Source organism: Acinetobacter kyonggiensis (assembly GCF_900107285.1).
Classification (GTDB): domain Bacteria; phylum Pseudomonadota; class Gammaproteobacteria; order Pseudomonadales; family Moraxellaceae; genus Acinetobacter; species Acinetobacter kyonggiensis.
Genome location: NZ_FNPK01000004.1, coordinates 122439 through 139445, shown reverse-complemented (window position 1 = coordinate 139445; position 17007 = coordinate 122439). Strand labels below are relative to the sequence as shown.

Genomic DNA, 17007 nt, shown 5'->3' with positions numbered 1-17007 from the left:
TATTAATTTTAAATACATATTTTCTATTTAGTTATAATGACCTAAGTGAAATAAAATAGGTTGTAAAAATGGGAAGAGTCCATAAGTTTAGTTTTAATCATGAGGATGATGCTCTTGAATCGCTAGCGACTTATTATGAAGTTGATAAAAAATTAATTTATGAAAAATTGCGAAAAATAAATAACTTAGTGAAAGAGCAAGGCAAACTATGTGATACCGATATTGGCAAATATGCTTATTGTATAAGAAGGTTATTAACAGATAAAGAAGAAAAGTCAGTCGATAAGTTAAGAGTAAGTTATTACCATCGTTGTGGTAGTGATGGAACTTTAGAATGGTTTGGTGATGGTTTATTAAACTGTAATGATGGGTTTAAGAAATTTATAGAGAAAATTTCAAATTTATATCCATCTTTATTATCTGAAAATTTAAAAGATGAATTGAATGGTCGCTTAAAAGAGAGATTTAAGGGAGAAGCTTTTGGGAAGCAGGCTGTAGGAATATTTGCTTTTACAAGACTAGAAGAAGCAAAAATAAGAAAAAGTTATGATTTGCCTGAAATTTTTATGGATATTAGTAATTTAGAAACAAGAAAAAGTATTACAACCTTTTTGAAAAGTAAGCTGAAACCTACTGTCGTCAAGTTTTATAAAGAATATGATCCAAATGAATTAGATTCAATTTTATTTACTTATTGGTATTTAATTTGCCAAAAATTTGATGAGGGAATTACAAGTAATAGTCTAGATGTTGGATGTGGAAAGGTTATACCATTAGAAAATATTGAGCATATTTATGATTTAGGTTCTCATGCTTAAACTTATCTACTACGTCCCCGAATCCCATCTTGAATCTACCAAACTTGCCATTTTTGAAGCAGGAGCAGGCGGTATAGGCAACTATGAGCATTGTGCTTGGCAAGTGTTAGGTACAGGGCAATTTAAACCTGTAAAAGGGGCAAAGCCATTTGTTGGTGAGCTAGAAATTTTAGAACAAGTTGCTGAATGGCGTGTCGAAACCATTGTTGTTGAAGATAAAGCATCTGCCGTCGCAAAAGCTTTAAAAGCAAGCCATCCATATGAAGAGCCTGCTTTTGAGTTTATTCAAATGGTCGATGTTCAATACTAAAAAACTCATGGCGGAGTCTTGCTGTTATGAATTTAAAGTAGGTTTTAACCTTCGGTTCGACCTACCTTGCGAAATATATTTCTCATTTCGGGAAAAGTAGGCAAAACCATTGTCATCAGCAAAACTCGGCAGAGTCCATCATTTGATTAAACTGATCATAGAAACTTTACGATGCATATTAATCCTGCCTCGAACAGTTGCTGATGACTTTACCGCGTATCGAATGGCCGTTATCTGTTTATATTATGAAATTCAAACCTTTTGAATAAATAAATTACGGTCAAAACGATATTGCGGGAAGAAGACTCCATCTTCGGCACGTTCACCCGCAGCAATCACCATGACAGGGTATTGCTGATTATTCAGATTTAGAATTTTTTTCACCAAAGGCTCATCAAAACCTTCCATCATACAACTGTCAAAACCATAAGCACGTAAAGCCAGTACAAGGTTTTCACAGGCTAAAGCTGTAGTTTTGCTGGCCCAAAGTTTGGCATCTGCTGGATTGAATGCAGTTACAGGCAGTTGCTTGTCAAACTGACGTGCGACTTTGAAAGCTACTTTCTTAAAGTTACCTAGGGCATTGAAGTAACCCGTTTTATAGTTATAGGGAATAAAACGATAATACTTTTGTACAGTTGCAGGCGCTTCTGGGAAAGGGAACTCAGTAATGTTCATTTTCGCCATTTCATCTAAACGGTCGGTACGTGCCACACAAACAATTAATTCAGAAGCTGTTTTTGCAGCCAATTGATTCAAACATGCTTTGACCAATTGCTTTTTCTTCGCTGCCGATTGCACCACATAAAATGTCCACGGCTGTAAGTTTGAGGAATTGGGTGCCAGTAAAGCCAAGTCTAGGCAGTCATCTAACACTTCCGCAGGAATGGCTTTGTCGGTAAATTTACGTACCGAACGACGACTGGTAACAACCTTTTTAAAATTTTCGACATCAATATCCTGCGGAGCAGGTTCGTAATAGCGTTTTTTTTCAGCGTTATTTTGAGACATAATGTTCGCCTAATAGGAATGTATTAAAAAAAATGCAAGGGTTGAAAGTATAAAACCACTTAGCAATCTAAATCACTAAGTGGTTTTTAATTTTTAAGTGCTTAAATTTAGTTAAATTGAGCAAAATCAGGTTTACGCTTTTGCATAAATGCAGCTACAGCTTCAGCCATTTCTGGTGAAGAAACGCGCTGCATAAAGATCACAGCTTCATCATCTACACAGTCTAAAATTTCTTGTAAATTATGTTTCATTAACGCTTTGGTTTGCTTAATAGAAGCCAATGGCAGTGCAGCTAAAGTTTGCGCTTGTTTCAATGCATGTGCATAAACATCATCTTCAATGCTGTTCACCAAACCTGCACTTAAGGCTTTTTCACTGTTAAATTTTTGTGCAGTGAACAGAAGCTCAGCGGCTTTATGGTAGCCCGCTTGTTGAATGAGTAATTTACTTGAAGCACCTTCAGGAGAAAGACCCAGACTGACAAATGGAATTTGGAATAGGGCAGTGTTGTCGCTATAGACCAAATCGGCATGTAATAAAATCGTGACACCAATGCCAATTGCAACACCACGAACGGCACAAATTAACGGTTTAGAGAATTTCGCAGCAGATTTTAACACCACAAATGGCGGTGCATCACCGGCTTTACCTGCCAGTGGCGTTTGAATAAACTGCATGAAGTCCTGCATGTCATTACCCGCACTGAAGTCAGCATCAGCACCACGTAAAATTACCACGCGAACTTCTTTATCTTGATCAGCTTCATCTAAGGCTTTGGCAATCCATAAATAAAGTTCGCCATATAAGGCATTTTTTGCTTTTGGTCGATTAATGGCTAAAGTCAGTACGCCATTTTCTAAATTCGCATCCAAATGTTCATGAGGTTGTTGAATACAACTAAGTGTCATCGTACTATCCTTGCTTTAAAACTTAATTTAATTTTATGGCGTTTATTATGTCGTAAATTGATTTGAGTGGCACAACTCATGAGTCATAAAAAATTTGATCCCTTATGAATTATACCTTTGATTATCTCGTTTTTATTGGTCGTTTTCAGCCTTTTCATTTGGCACATATGCAAACCATTAAAATTGCCTTGCAGCAAAGTCAGTATGTACTTTTGGCACTGGGTTCAGCGCAAAATGAACGCAATATTAAAAATCCGTTTAGTGCAAATGAACGCGAAACAATGATTTTATCTAACTTTTCAGCAGCAGATCAACAGCGAATTAAGTTTGTGTATGTTGTTGATGTTTATGATGATAAAAAATGGCAAAAATTGGTGACATCATTGGTCGAAGATGCTGTTAATTTTGAAGATAAAGTGGGTTTAATTGGTCATTTTAAGGATGAATCTTCCTATTATCTTCAACTTTTTCCAGAATGGGAGATGGTTGAACTGGATAGTCTAAAAGATGCCATTTCAGCGACTCCGCTGCGTGAAGCCTATTATCGTGGGGAAATAGTCGAATCTGCTTTTCCACTCGGAACCAGTGAGTTTTTACACAAATTTCAGCACACAACTACTTATCAACAATTGCAGCATAAATACCTGACACAAGATAAAAGCAATCTTGAAGAATCTTAAGTAAGCTTTTAGGTTGGGGCAAAAAATTGCAACGATCTAGGAGTGGACAGGATGAATATCACAGCCACAATAAAAAGTGTCTTAATTGCTGGCGCAATGAGTCTAAGCATCGTTGCGCAAGTCAATGCACAGGAGTGGACACTTACAGCACAAACCTATGTCGGTTTTGATATTAAGTCGATGGGTTTTTCTATAGTGAAAGGGAAGTTTGAGCAGGTTCAGTCCAGTATGATTTTTGACCCTAAAGCACCACAGAATGCTTCGGCACAGTTAGTGTTGGATATAAATAGCCTGAGCTTGAGTAAGCCGTCACTGAGAAATATGATTTTAGGTGAAGATTTATTTTATGCAGAAAAATACACGACTGCGACTTTTAATAGTCATGAATTTATATTCTTAGGCAATGATCACTATAGTATAAAAGGTGATTTAACTTTGCGTGGCATTACTAAGCCTGTAATCCTAGATACGTTTTTAAAACTGAATACAGCTAATCCAAAACTCATTGATGTTAAATCCAAAGCCGTGGTTAACCGCAGTGATTTTGGCATGAAAAAAGCATTTGGTGGTATAGGAGAAAAGGTGAGCATTAAGGTATCTGGACAATGGCAAGTCAAATAACACAAGATTATTCAGCGCAAAATCATTCACCTCAAAATTAAACAACCTTGTATTGCAGCTTTTTTATGCTTGATTCATTTTAAGATGTGCTTGTTGTAGTAAGGTCGTTGTTAGTTTTTCGAGCGCGACAGATTGTTGTTTCCAATGATGCCAGTACAACCTAATGTCAGTGCGAAATTGAGGAAGAATTTCAATGAGTTCAGCAGTTTCTAAGCGTGAACCGATTTGATAATCTGGTAGCATTCCAAAGCCAAGTCCAAGATAAATGGCTTCTGCAAAGGCTGCCGCAGATGGAATATAGTGATGTGGATAAGTTTCAGGGGTTAAGCCATAGTGCTTTAAAATAATATCGGTATGGATCTGGTCTTTATTATTATAAATAACGGCAGGGGTTATTTTTAGATTTTCACGGTTTATACCATTTGGAAACCATAGGTGTACAAATTGTGGCGTTGCCACCATCCGATATGTCATTGTTCCTAAGGGTTCTGCAAGGCAACCTTTCATTGCAGTAACTTCAGTTGAAATACAGGCATTTACTACCCCTGTTTCTAATAAATGATGGGTCTGTGTTTGGTCATCTACTTTTAGATGAAGCACAATTTTGTCAAGAATCAGAGTTTCTTGAATGGTGGAAAGCAGCCATGTTGTTAAAGAGTCATCATTGATTGCAATATTGAGCCGATAAAAATGCGAACTTGCTGATTGTCCTGTTAGTTCCTGAATTAGGTTGTGTTCCAGTAATCGGCTGTGTTGTAAGTAATGTAATAGCGATTGACCAGCTTGGGTTACTCGGCACGGGCGTTCACGTAGAATGAGCAAATGTCCTAAGGTCTTTTCGAGACTTTGCACGCGTAAAGTCACCGCAGATGCTGTAATACATAAGCGTTCTGCTGCTAAATCAAAGCTGCCTATTTCTGCGACGGCCAGAAAAGCATCACATTGTTTACTGTTCAGCATAACTTTTGCTTCATTTTTTTCATTTTCAGTAATGACTATAAACTAAAAATAATTTAGTTAAATTGATATTTTCTTAATTATATTTAGTTTTGTGTGAAAGCATCGATAATGCACTTCACCGAAAAAAGCATGGAAAAAGTGGATGCTACATACATATCTACAAGGTTTTGCAATAGGTTTAAGTCTTATTGTGGCTATTGGCGCGCAAAATGCATTTGTACTGAAACAAGGCTTAAAGAAACAAGCCGTGTTCTGGGTTTGCTTTGTGTGTGCGCTTTCGGATTCTATTTTGGTGGTGCTAGGCATAACTGGTTTTGCGACCATGATACAGGTTTATCCTGATGTGGTTGGTTTTGCCAAATGGGCTGGAGCTGTATTTTTATTGTGGTATGGATTACAACATGCCAGACAAGCCTTTTACTCGAATCAGTCATTGCATGCTGGTTCGCAGAATGAAATTCAATTAAGTAAAATTATTATGGTGTGTCTGGCTTTAACTTGGTTAAACCCACATGTCTATTTAGATACGGTGGTTTTAATTGGATCTATTTCGACTCAATTTGAGCAAACCAAACTATATTTTGCTTTGGGCGTAATCACGGCTTCTTGGTTATTCTTTTTTAGTTTGGGGTATGGTGCTCGAGTGTTAATCCCTGTCTTTGCAAATCCTAAAGCATGGAACGTATTAGATGTTGTTATTGCACTGATTATGTGGAGCATCGCAATTTCTTTAATGATGAGTAGCTAAAACTAAAAGTCCAAAACGAGTTTAGACTTTTAGCTATGACATTTAAACAGCCTGTAAGACTTTTAAATCTTGCAAAACTTGTTCTGCATGACCTGCTGCTTTGACTTTACGATATTCTTTGACCAGTTTGCCATTATGGAAAATGAAAGTTGAGCGCTCAATACCCATCACTTTTTTACCATACATATTCTTTTCTTTAATGACATCAAAGAGTTTACATAAGACTTCTTCTTTGTCGCTAATTAAATTAATGCTCAGTGATTGCTTTTCAGTGAAATTTTGATGTGCTTTTACCGAGTCACGTGAGATACCCATAATTGTGGTATTTAATGCTTCAAATTGATCTTTCAAAGCAGAAAAATCGACTGCTTGCGTAGTACAACCTGGTGTTGAATCTTTTGGATAAAAATACACAATCAGCCATTCTGATGGAAGGGTAGATAAATTAACTTCGCCAGTGGTTGTCGGGAAGTCTTGGTTTGGCAATTGAATATTTTCAGTCATGCTTTAATCCTTGATTAAAATGAATTGCTTTCTAATTCGAGTGCTAAAAAGGCATAATTTTCATGATATAGAATATCACCTTTGCGTACAGCAATTGGTGCTGTAAATAAAGGCCCATCAATTACGGTGCTGTGAAATTCACCGCCTTCACCACAAGGATCGATCCCTCGATTTTCTAATTCTTGAATATAATCCAAGGTTAAAATTTTTCCTAAATCATCAACTTTCATGCCTAAGTTAAGGTTAACAGTCACAATCATGGTCTTAAAACCAAGCTGAATGAATTCTTCAATCACTTCCCGATGTGGCCGTTCCCAAAGCGGCATACAGAGTTTCAACCCAGCTTGTTGAGTAATCCGATCATGCCAACAACCATGTTCAGGCATATCTAAATCACCTGTGACTAAAACGTCTGCACCTTGCTGTTTGGCATGTGCCAACAATTTTAAAAATTCAGTCTCATAGTCATTCCAACTTGAAGACGCAGTAATGATGGGTAAACCTAAGGCATTGGCTTGCGCTTGAATGATATCCATGTTCATGGCATGGGAACGTGAACGTAGTCCTTGCTCTTCAAGCATCACGATTAAGCCAATAGCTTTACCGACCTGCATCGCGTGATACAAGGCGAGGGTGCTGTCTTTGCCACCGCTATAAGACACGATAAATTTTTCTTGAGTCGCGTTGGTTTTCCATTGCTGTTGCATACATTATCCATAGCTAAAAAAGCCTGCAATAGCATAATGCCAGTCAGTTAAGGGTTTTAGAAATAAAGTTCTTGGTTATTCACGACGGAGTCTTATCGTGTTAAATCCAATCTTTGGAGCTCATCTATTACTTTGGATAAGCCTAAAGTAATCAAAGGCATTTGTCATCCGCAAAACTCGCCAAATACCTTTGATTGATCAATTCATCGCAGAAACCTTACTTTTTCAAAGTGGTTTTGCCTCGAACAGTTGCGGATGACGTTTCCGCGTGTCGAATAACATCATGAATTTAAAAAATAAAATGCCAGTCAATTTCTTAACTGACTGGCATTACTGCAATAGCAGGCTTTTAGGGGCATTAATAAACTTATTTTTTAGCTTGAGCAGCCTGTGCAGCTTTCATTGCTTCTTCAGTTAAGCTTTTAAGCTTGCTGGTTAGTTGTGGGCCAAAACAAGTCTGTAGATCTTTATTTTGCTTTTGTACAAAAGTTAAAGTCGCAGGGCTTTTCTTTTGGTTAATGGTACTTTGGATTTCCCATTTTTGCGCATTGGTTAATTTACCGTCAGCTTCAACCGCACAAGTACAATATTTACTAACTTCTGCTGCTGATAATTTTTTACTTTTACCAGTTTCATCTTTACAAACATTAATTAAAGCCGATTTTACATTGGTGCTTTTATATGCTTCCTGAAGTTTGTTTGATTCAGCAGCATGAGAAGCAGTTGCCATCATTGCAACAGCAGAAACGAATGTAGAAAGAATAATGTTTGATTTCAAATTTTTCATAAACTGTACCTTGTTAAGACGGTATATAACGTGTTGGATCTGTGATACCTGCATCAACAAAACCTTGCTTACGTAAGCGGCAACTATCGCATTTGCCACAAGCACGCCCTAGGTCGTCTGCTTGGTAGCATGACACTGTTTGGCTATAGTCTACGCCATGTTCTATACCTAAGCGAATGATATTTGCTTTGGATAAATGTAACAAAGGTGTTTCAAATTTAAGAGGTTTTCCTTCCACGCCAACTTTAGTTGCAAGGCGAGCCATGGTTGCAAAAGCATCAATAAATTCAGGACGACAGTCTGGATAGCCTGAATAATCAACGGCATTGATGCCAATGATAATTGCTTCTGCACCAAAAACTTCCGCGGCAGCAAGCGCGTAGGAGAGAAAAATGGTGTTACGTGCTGGAACATAAGTTACAGGAATACCCACTTGTTCTTGTTCAGGGACATCAATACTTAAGTCTGTTAAAGCAGAGCCACCTAAGTTACCTAAATCAATATTAATGACACGATGTTCTACACCCGCACGTTGGGTTAATGCACGAGCAGCATCAAGTTCAGTGGTCGAACGCTGACCATACATAAAACTGATGGCAATACATTCATAACGTGCTTGCGCCCAAGCCAAACAAGTCGTTGAGTCTAAGCCGCCAGATAACAAAACTATGGCACGAGGGCGCATATTAAAATCTCCAAATAGATATATTTTAAGAACAGAAATAGATTAACGACCAGTTTCGTCATTCCAAAGCAATTTGTGTAATTGCAATTGGAAACGAACAGGGAGATGGTCTTCTAAAATCCATTGTGCTAAATCACGCGCAAGTTGCGGTAAGCGAACATTACCTTTCTCAACGGCAAAGGCAGGAGAGAACCAAACAGTGCTCACTTTATCCACCAATTGATACTGCTCAACTTGCTGTTTTGACCATTCATAATCTTCGCGATTACAAATCACAAATTTGATTTGATCATGCTGAGTTAAATGATCCAAATTACTGAGTAAATTTCTTTTTTCTTCACCAGAGGTGGGTGTTTTTAAATCAAGCACTTTAGAAACACGCGGGTCAACTTTAGAAACATCTAAAGCACCACTGGTTTCTAAAGAGACTTCGCAGCCTAAATCGGCAAGGCGTGTCATTAAAGGAAGAGCATTGGGTTGAGCAAGCGGTTCACCGCCCGTCACACAAATATAAGGGGTTTTAAAATCGAGCGTTGTTTGAATAATCTGCTCTAAAGATTGGCGCTCACCACCTTCAAAAGAATAAGTGGTATCACAGTAAGTACAACGTAAAGGACAACCGGTTAAACGAATAAAAACCGTCGGTAAGCCCGCAGCATTGGCTTCACCTTGTAATGAATAGAAAATCTCCGTGATACGTAAACCCGCAGACGGATCAGAAACAGGAATAGTAGAAGATCGAAGAGTATTCATAACAAAAATTTACCGCACCAAACAAATGAGAGAGTATAAAAACAAAAATCTCTACGCTCATGTTTGACCGTAGAGATGAGGAGCGATAGCTCCGCAAGAAAATGAATAGAAAATTAGTCTTCGCGTAATAAATCGTTCAGGCTTGTTTTAGCGCGAGTTTTCGCATCAACTTTTTTCACGATAATCGCAGCATATAAGCTGTAAGTACCACATTTCGATGGAAGGCTACCGGCAACAACAACCGAACCCGCAGGTACGCGACCATAATGAACTTCGCCAGTTGCGCGGTCATAAATTTTAGTTGATTGACCAATGAACACGCCCATTGAAATGACAGAGCCTTCTTCAACGATTACGCCTTCAACGATTTCAGAGCGTGCACCAATGAAGCAGTTGTCTTCAATAATTGTTGGGTTTGCTTGTAATGGCTCAAGAACACCACCAATACCTACGCCACCAGATAAGTGTACGTTTTTACCAATTTGTGCACACGAACCTACAGTTGCCCATGTGTCAACCATTGTACCTTCGTCAACATAGGCACCAATGTTCACATAAGATGGCATCAAGATCACACTTTTAGCTTGGAAGCTGCCTTTACGAGCAACAGCAGGCGGTACTACACGTACGCCAGCAGCTTGAAATTGTGCTTCAGTCCAGCCTTTAAATTTAGTGTCTACTTTGTCATAGAAACGAAGATCACCAGACTCGATTGGTTTGTTGTCGTTCAATTTGAAAGATAACAAAACTGCTTTTTTAAGCCATTGATGAACAATCCATTCACCATCGATTTTTTCAGCTACACGAAGTGTGCCGTTATCTAGGCCAGCAATCGCTTCTTCTACAGCATTACGAATTTCTACAGCGCAATTTGCTGCTGTGAAATTTGCACGATCTTCAAAAGCTTGTTCAATGATTGTTGAAAGCTGAGACATGATCTTCCATTTCCAAAAAAATTTTCAAGATTTTACACTATATTGAGACAAGAATAGATGAAAAAGTCGCTTTAGATCGGAATTAATTATTAAAGCTGAATGGAGTGATATAAAAAAGGAAAAACAGATTATTTAACGAACAATAAAAAATTAATAATCAAAAATGAATTGTATCAAAAAATAACAAAAACTAAGCAAAATTAGAATAAAAGTTAATCAAATTTTATTTTATAGTCCAGATATAGAAAACATGATTAATGATGAAAATAATTTTTTAAGGAGATATACAATGAAGACTTTACACACGCTTCTTGCGGCAACTGTATTGACCGCTATTGCAGGAACAGCAATGGCTGATGAGACAGTCGTACAAGATGGTTATGCATTTGATCGAAATCAACTTGTGCCAACAGGTATTCGTGCTGAAGTGGGGACAACGGGCTATGGTGGTGCTTTACTTTGGACTGCAAACCCATATGTCGGTTTAGCATTGGGTTATAACGGTGGTGATATTTCTTGGTCTGATGATTTATCAATCAACGGTACAAAATATGATATGGAAATGGACAATAAGGTTGGCTATTTAAATGCTGAAATTCGTCCTTGGGGTGCGAGTGGAAATCGTTGGGCACAAGGCGTATATATGGCTGCTGGTGTAGGTTACATCGATAGCCAATATGATCTTGATAAGCGTAATAAAAATTCTGAAGGTTCAATTAAAGTTGACAATTCAACCTTTACTGGTCCTGGTGGTGTACAAGGTCATCTTGCTTATGAAAATGATATTGCACCATACCTAGGTTTTGGTTGGGCACCAAAAATTAATGAGCGATTTGGTGTATTTGGTGAAGTAGGTGCCTACTACACAGGTAATCCAAAAGTTAACTTAACTGCATATGGGGACTTAACAAATGGTAGTGGCGTATTGATTGGTGATGCTGTTGCTGCTGAAGAACAAAAAATTGCGAATGATAATAAATACGAGTGGATGCCAGTCGCTAAACTTGGTGTAAGTTATCACTTCTAATTTTAAAATCTCATTCTAAAAAAACGAGCTTCGGCTCGTTTTTTATTTTAAAGATTAGATGTTTTTTACGTTAAAAACGATAACCCATTTTTATGCCATAAGCTAAGGCATGGTTATTGTTTACAGAAGATAGCGGTTTAAATAAACTGCCCGAACCATTTGTGTCTTGTTGAACTTTGGCTTTGTTTAATTTGAAGTATTTAACTCCACCTGCAATAAATAAATTAGAGTGAATCTGATAAAAACTTCCGAGACCTAAGCTATAAAAACCATTTGAAGGGCTTAGGGTTGAAGCTGGATTACCAATGCCGCTATCACGCCCTATATCTATTGTGGATGTCCATTTATCGTTTAATACATGGGCAAGACCTAGCGTTGTTGCCCACTGGTTTTTTTGATAATCCACCAACATGACAGGGCTACTACTACTTGAACTGATCAAGGGTGAAGCAATTTTAAAATTTTGCCAATTGACCCAACGTAGCGAACCATAAATTAAATTATGCGCTGTTATACCAGATTGAAACTCAAGGTTGATCGATTGAGGTGTTTCAATTGTGGTGTTTTGATCTGAGCTTAAATTGAGTAGAGGTATTGCAGGGGTGGTGGTTGTTTGTTCATTAAAGGGTTGTTTATGTCGAATTTTAGCGCGATAAGTGAGGGATGTTTTAAGTGCATATTCAGGAATTTGATAGCTCATGCCTATGAGCCAACCATGAGCAGTATCTTTTTGAATGTCTCCTTTATAGTCAATTAATAAACCCGATGATTGCCCCGAAATTTTTAACTGTGTGGTTAAGGTTTGATAGCCTAAACCTGCATAAAAATTCAAGCAAGGATTGGGTTGATAACCTAAAAGAGAGGTTATATTTTTGGTGTCTAATTTAAATTGAGTGGCATTGATTAAATCGGATGGGCTGGTCGGAACAGGGGCTAAAGTGTAACTGACATTTGTCCCAAAGGGTTGGTCGTAAATGAAACCAAAAGACCAATTGGGATGGAGTTGTAATTTTAAGCCTGCGTTAAAAAGCACATATTGTTGGACAAAATTTGGGGTAGAAATTTCTGTCAATATAGTGGGATCATTAGCTTCTGGTCGGTAAATGTTGCCTGAAACATTGGCATCTACAATTGCGCTTGAAAACTCCAAGTAATTGTTGGATTCTAAAAATGAAGCAATACTTTGGTTAGACGTTTCAAGGGCAGCGGAAAATACTTGTGTTGGCAAAAAAATGCACATACTTATACAAAGTGCTGTAGCTTTCATAGAGAGCCCCAAATGAAAGAATAAATTTGCTTAGATCGTGGGTGTATGAAACTGAATTACACACGTTGTCATTGAATATTTTTTATTCAGTGTTGATACTTTATGCTGTTTTGTTTCATCTGGGCAAGCAGAGTTTTAACATTGTTTATACTAGGGGCTGTTGACATTTTATAATATTAACTTGTTAAGCCCCTAACCAAATAAAAATATAAGCGAGAATAAAAATTTTTCATAGCTCTGTCTAAGTTTGTCATATCGAGTGGTTATAGCGAGAAGTAGATTTAGTTTGGCGCTTAAATTTTACTTACTCGCTATTTTTTGCACAGCAAATGCCAATAGACCCTAATTTCAACAGGCTTTATTTATAGCCAATTTTAAATGTTGCTAAGAAGCGATTTGGTTGATTAGCATCAAAAGCCACGTGGTCGAGAGCGCTGGCTTGTGGGGCTTTTATAAAGGCATTATTTTTTAGTGTTGGGAACTGTGTTACTTGCATTTTCCCTTCATCAATTAAGGCTTGGGCCGCTTGTGTATAGATGTCTGGACGATAAGCTTGCTTAGCCGTTTCTAGATACCATTGATCTGTTTGGCTCTTGCTGATTTGACCCCAACGACGCATTTGGGTTAACCACCATACTGCATCTGAATAATAGGGGATGCCATACTGTCCTTTGAAGAAAGTATGAAATGATTTTGCTGGACGAACATCGCCTGGTTCATACTCAAATACACCTGTCATACTATTGGTAATAATGTCTTTATCAACACGGATATAATTATCTTGAGCAATAATTTCTGTGGCTTCTTTACGGTTTGCATAGTTGTTTTCATCTAACCAATGCGAAGCCCGGATTAAAGCTTTAACTAATTTAAGGGTCGTGGTTGGGTTTTGTTGTGCAAATGTTTTGGTTAAACCAAATACTTTATCAGCACCATTTTCCCAAATGGCATCTGAAGTAATTACCGATACACCAAAGCCTTTTTTAACTGCTTTTTGATTCCATGGTTCACCTACGCTATAGCCTGAAGTTACACCTTCGACCATCGTTGATACCATCTCTGGTGGAGGAATAACGGTTAAATCTACATCAGAGCCAATGTGACCACTTGTATCATTGTGTGCAGGATCATATGTTCCTGGATGAATTCCACCCGCAGCAAGCCAATAGCGCAGCATATAGTTATGTGTGCCCATCGGAAAGGTCATGCCTAATTTAAACACTTTTTGTTGCTGCTTATATTGAGCAATGACAGGTTTTAAACTGCTGGCACTGATCGGATGTTTGGGTAGATTATGTTCCATCGCAACATTTTTTTTCATTTCATTCCAAACATTATTTGAAACAGTAATCGCGGCACCATTATAGGACAGAGTAAAAGGGGTAATGATTGGGATTTTATGTGCTGATGGATCAATGAGTGATGCTAAAGGCATCGCAGCGAGCATATGGGCTGCATCTAGTTCACCTTTTTCTACACGCTGGTAAAGCACACCCCAACTAGATTGTGCTTCGAGTTTGACATTCAGACCTTCATCTTTAAAAAAGCCTTTTTCGACAGCAATGGCTAAAGGTGCCATGTCGGTCAATTTCACAAAGCCGATTGTGAGGGTTGTTTTTTCAATCGCTAAAGGGCTTGCGGCAGCTTTTGGATCAGGTTCTTTTTGACAACTGGCCAGTAAAAAACTGAGTCCCACTAAATAGAGTATAAGAAAAACTTTGTTTAATAATATTTTTTTCATTAATTTACCGAATTCTATAGTGGATTGAACGCCTTCAAACAGCAAGATAGATGCCAGATATTAGCTAAAGATAGAGAAATTGAATGTCGAGTTTTTGATGGAACAGAAATATAAAATCTTACTGGGAAAAGTGTATTTAATTGGCTTGAGCCTATTTGCGGGCTAAAAAATCTTAAATTTAGGATTGTTTTATGATCTAAGTCTGTCAGGTTATGGAATAGACCCCGAACTTAATTTGGGCATTTTTAAACAATATGCACATTTTACGTTCGCTGAATATTTTTATGCGTAAAAAGAGAGCGCTAAGTTGTTTATAAATAAGGTGCTTTTGGATTTTACTTACGCGCTATTTTTTGCACAGCACATATCAGCAGACCCTATATTTTATAGCATTAAAATTATGCATCATTATTTTGATCAATACACCGTTCAAGAAAAACAGTGAATTAAAATTAAAAAAAGGGATATTTTTATATCCCTTATGTTAAACAATAATGTGACTTTTAATCTTCTGGGTAAGCCACTCTTTTTAGGGCTTTAATATCCGCTTCTGGTGAGCAAAGTGAAATAAACTCATAACCATAACCGCGAAGTAAATGACCTTTACGGACTGCAATCCAAGTGGTATTGACTCCAAAAATATCCGTTGGGATTTGTTTTAAACGGTAATCACGTTCAGTATCGTAAGCAACATTGTTGACAATACCGACTCCCATATTCAGCTCGACATAGGTTTTAATCACATCGGCATCCAATGCTGACATAACGATATCGACATCAATGCCGGCATCTTCGAAGGCTTTATCAATTTTTGAACGACCCGTAAAACCGCCATGGTAAGTAATAATTGGATAGTGAGCTAAATCTTCTAAAGTAATATCAGTTTTATTGGCGAGTGCATGGTTTTGTGGAACGATAATGCTATGTTGCCAATTATAGTAAGGCACACTGGCAAGGTTATCTTCCGTGGTTAAAGATTCAGTTGCAATGCCAATGTCAGCTTCGCCTTGAAGCAACATTTCAGTAATTTCAACTGGGCTGGCTTGTTGTAAAATGAGATGAACTTTTGGAAACTCTTTTTTAAATTGATTCACAATAGGCGGTAATACATAGCGTGCTTGCGTATGTGTGGTGGCAATGGTCAGAGTGCCTTCATCGACACGGTTAAAGTCATCTGCAAGGCGTTTAATATTGTCAGCGTCCACTAACATCCGTTCAACAATCCCCAGTAAAGACTGACCCGGTTCAGTTAAGCCTAATAGACGTTTACCTTTACGAATAAATAGCTGTACACCCAGCTCATCTTCTAAATCTTTAATATGTTTACTCACACCCGATTGTGATGTGTAAAGTGCTGCTGAAGCTTCCGTTAAATTAAAATTTTGTCTAACAGTTTCTCGAATAATTCTTAATTGTTGGAAATTCATAATGCTGTATACCTTAAAAATAGGATGGGGCTTTTTGCCCCATCGATGTGCAATTAAGCAACGTCATTGGCAAATAAATGTAACGCTGTTGGGCTTAACCACACCGTTTGATTCGGTTTAAATTGATGTAATTTTACTTCATCTGAACTAAGTGAAATTTCAATTAAATTCCCTTGGCGATCTTGAAGTTCGGCAAGCACTTTACCCGCAATCCAGATTTCACGTAAAAAAGTGGCTTGGATGGCATTTTCTTGTGGAGTCGCATGAATGTGTAGTTCATTTGGACGGGCAAAGGCAATAATTTTACCTTGTGGTGCATCTTTTACTTGTGGCAACTGAAGACGATCTTCACCAATGTGAATAATACCTTGCTGGTTTTGACCTTCAAAGCGATTGGCTTGACCCAGAAAGTCGAAGACGAAAGGTGTTGCCGGCTTTTCATAGACTTCACGTGGTGAGCCAATTTGTTCCACATTGCCTTTATTCATCACAATAATTTGATCCGCAACTTCTAACGCTTCTTCTTGATCGTGTGTGACAAAAATTGAAGTAATATGTAATTCGTCATGTAAAGTACGTAACCAGCGACGAAGCTCTTTACGGACTTTAGCATCTAAGGCACCAAAAGGTTCATCCAGCAATAGCACACGTGGTTCAACCGCGAGTGCTCGTGCCAAGGCAATACGTTGACGTTGTCCACCAGATAACTGTGCAGGGAAACGGTCAGCCAAAAAGCCCAATTGAACCAGATCAAGTAAACGTGTAACACGTTTTTTAATTTCGACCTCAGAAGGACGAGTCGCGCGTGGACGGACACGCAAACCAAAAGCAATATTTTCGAACACAGTCATGTGGCGGAAAAGTGCATAATGTTGGAATACAAAACCAACTTGACGTTCACGTACATGCACATCAGTAGCATCTTCGCCTTCAAGGATCACTTGACCACCATCTGCCGATTCTAAACCTGCAATAATGCGCAGTAGCGTGGTTTTCCCACAACCTGAAGGGCCCAGTAATGCAACCAATTGACCTTCTGGAAAATCCAGTGAAATGTTATTTAGTGCATGGAATGCACCAAAGTGTTTTTCAATATTTTTAACTTGAATACTCATGAT

At 38.0% G+C, this 17007-nt stretch carries 19 protein-coding genes; 6 read left to right on the top strand and 13 right to left on the bottom strand.

Annotated features, from left to right (window positions below):
* Positions 1 to 68: 68 nt before the first annotated feature.
* Positions 69 to 818, top strand: coding sequence for a hypothetical protein (locus BLV99_RS04955; protein ID WP_092688299.1), 750 nt, complete (start codon positions 69 to 71; stop codon positions 816 to 818).
* On the top strand, positions 811 to 1128 hold the full coding sequence (locus BLV99_RS04950) for a YqfO family protein (protein ID WP_092688297.1): 318 nt from the start codon (positions 811 to 813) through the stop codon (positions 1126 to 1128). The genes BLV99_RS04955 and BLV99_RS04950 overlap by 8 nt, the downstream gene beginning before the upstream one ends.
* A gap of 252 nt (positions 1129 to 1380) precedes the next feature.
* Here the strand turns inward: BLV99_RS04950 and BLV99_RS04945 are convergent, their stop codons facing one another.
* Positions 1381 to 2139 (bottom strand): nitroreductase family protein, encoded by a 759-nt coding sequence (locus BLV99_RS04945; RefSeq protein WP_086184950.1) that lies wholly within the window; start codon positions 2137 to 2139, stop codon positions 1381 to 1383.
* A 107-nt stretch (positions 2140 to 2246) separates the two neighbouring features.
* Positions 2247 to 3047: an enoyl-CoA hydratase gene (locus tag BLV99_RS04940; protein WP_086184951.1), complete on the bottom strand. Its 801-nt coding sequence runs from the start codon at positions 3045 to 3047 to the stop codon at positions 2247 to 2249.
* Positions 3048 to 3151: 104 nt separating this feature from the next.
* Between BLV99_RS04940 and BLV99_RS04935 the strand changes: the two genes are divergently transcribed.
* Entirely contained in the window at positions 3152 to 3727 is a 576-nt protein-coding gene (locus BLV99_RS04935; RefSeq protein WP_092688295.1) for a nicotinate-nicotinamide nucleotide adenylyltransferase, read from the top strand.
* Between the two features lie 51 nt (positions 3728 to 3778).
* On the top strand, positions 3779 to 4348 hold the full coding sequence (locus BLV99_RS04930; protein WP_092688293.1) for a YceI family protein: 570 nt from the start codon (positions 3779 to 3781) through the stop codon (positions 4346 to 4348).
* Positions 4349 to 4411: 63 nt separating this feature from the next.
* Here BLV99_RS04930 and BLV99_RS04925 read toward each other — a convergent pair whose 3' ends face one another.
* The gene (locus BLV99_RS04925; RefSeq protein ID WP_086184954.1) at positions 4412 to 5308 is read right to left on the bottom strand and encodes a LysR family transcriptional regulator ArgP; all 897 of its coding nucleotides are present in this window, start codon (positions 5306 to 5308) and stop codon (positions 4412 to 4414) included.
* A gap of 142 nt (positions 5309 to 5450) precedes the next feature.
* Here BLV99_RS04925 and BLV99_RS04920 point away from each other — a divergent pair, with 142 nt between their 5' ends.
* Complete coding sequence (locus BLV99_RS04920; RefSeq protein WP_092688291.1) at positions 5451 to 6056, top strand: LysE/ArgO family amino acid transporter; 606 nt, start codon at positions 5451 to 5453, stop codon at positions 6054 to 6056.
* Between the two features lie 42 nt (positions 6057 to 6098).
* On the opposite strand, the gene BLV99_RS04915 is transcribed toward BLV99_RS04920, so the two are convergent.
* From BLV99_RS04915 to dapD, 6 genes are all read right to left on the bottom strand, one after another.
* Complete coding sequence (locus tag BLV99_RS04915) at positions 6099 to 6560, bottom strand: peroxiredoxin (RefSeq protein ID WP_092688288.1); 462 nt, start codon at positions 6558 to 6560, stop codon at positions 6099 to 6101.
* A 14-nt stretch (positions 6561 to 6574) separates the two neighbouring features.
* On the bottom strand, positions 6575 to 7267 hold the full coding sequence (locus tag BLV99_RS04910; protein ID WP_092688285.1) for a Dph6-related ATP pyrophosphatase: 693 nt from the start codon (positions 7265 to 7267) through the stop codon (positions 6575 to 6577).
* A 367-nt stretch (positions 7268 to 7634) separates the two neighbouring features.
* Positions 7635 to 8054 carry a hypothetical protein gene (locus BLV99_RS04905; protein WP_092688282.1) on the bottom strand — a complete coding sequence of 140 codons (420 nt, stop codon included), beginning with the start codon at positions 8052 to 8054 and terminating at the stop codon, positions 7635 to 7637.
* 13 nt (positions 8055 to 8067) lie between these two features.
* Entirely contained in the window at positions 8068 to 8739 is a 672-nt protein-coding gene (gene queC, locus BLV99_RS04900; RefSeq protein ID WP_086184959.1) for a 7-cyano-7-deazaguanine synthase QueC, read from the bottom strand.
* 42 nt (positions 8740 to 8781) lie between these two features.
* Positions 8782 to 9492, bottom strand: coding sequence for a 7-carboxy-7-deazaguanine synthase QueE (gene queE, locus BLV99_RS04895; protein ID WP_004648365.1), 711 nt, complete (start codon positions 9490 to 9492; stop codon positions 8782 to 8784).
* 113 nt (positions 9493 to 9605) lie between these two features.
* Positions 9606 to 10427, bottom strand: coding sequence for a 2,3,4,5-tetrahydropyridine-2,6-dicarboxylate N-succinyltransferase (gene dapD / locus BLV99_RS04890; RefSeq protein ID WP_086184961.1), 822 nt, complete (start codon positions 10425 to 10427; stop codon positions 9606 to 9608).
* Between the two features lie 289 nt (positions 10428 to 10716).
* Here dapD and carO point away from each other — a divergent pair, with 289 nt between their 5' ends.
* Positions 10717 to 11454 (top strand): ornithine uptake porin CarO, encoded by a 738-nt coding sequence (gene carO, locus BLV99_RS04885; protein WP_086184962.1) that lies wholly within the window; start codon positions 10717 to 10719, stop codon positions 11452 to 11454.
* Between the two features lie 70 nt (positions 11455 to 11524).
* Here carO and BLV99_RS04880 read toward each other — a convergent pair whose 3' ends face one another.
* From BLV99_RS04880 to BLV99_RS04865, 4 genes are all read right to left on the bottom strand, one after another.
* The gene (locus tag BLV99_RS04880; RefSeq protein WP_167356301.1) at positions 11525 to 12682 is read right to left on the bottom strand and encodes an outer membrane protein transport protein; all 1158 of its coding nucleotides are present in this window, start codon (positions 12680 to 12682) and stop codon (positions 11525 to 11527) included.
* A gap of 397 nt (positions 12683 to 13079) precedes the next feature.
* Positions 13080 to 14462, bottom strand: a complete 1383-nt coding sequence (locus tag BLV99_RS04875) for a CmpA/NrtA family ABC transporter substrate-binding protein (protein WP_244516277.1) — start codon at positions 14460 to 14462, stop codon at positions 13080 to 13082.
* A 503-nt stretch (positions 14463 to 14965) separates the two neighbouring features.
* Entirely contained in the window at positions 14966 to 15889 is a 924-nt protein-coding gene (locus BLV99_RS04870) for a CysB family HTH-type transcriptional regulator (protein WP_086184965.1), read from the bottom strand.
* 53 nt (positions 15890 to 15942) lie between these two features.
* Positions 15943 to 17004 carry a sulfate/molybdate ABC transporter ATP-binding protein gene (locus BLV99_RS04865; RefSeq protein ID WP_092688276.1) on the bottom strand — a complete coding sequence of 354 codons (1062 nt, stop codon included), beginning with the start codon at positions 17002 to 17004 and terminating at the stop codon, positions 15943 to 15945.
* Positions 17005 to 17007 lie beyond the last annotated feature (3 nt).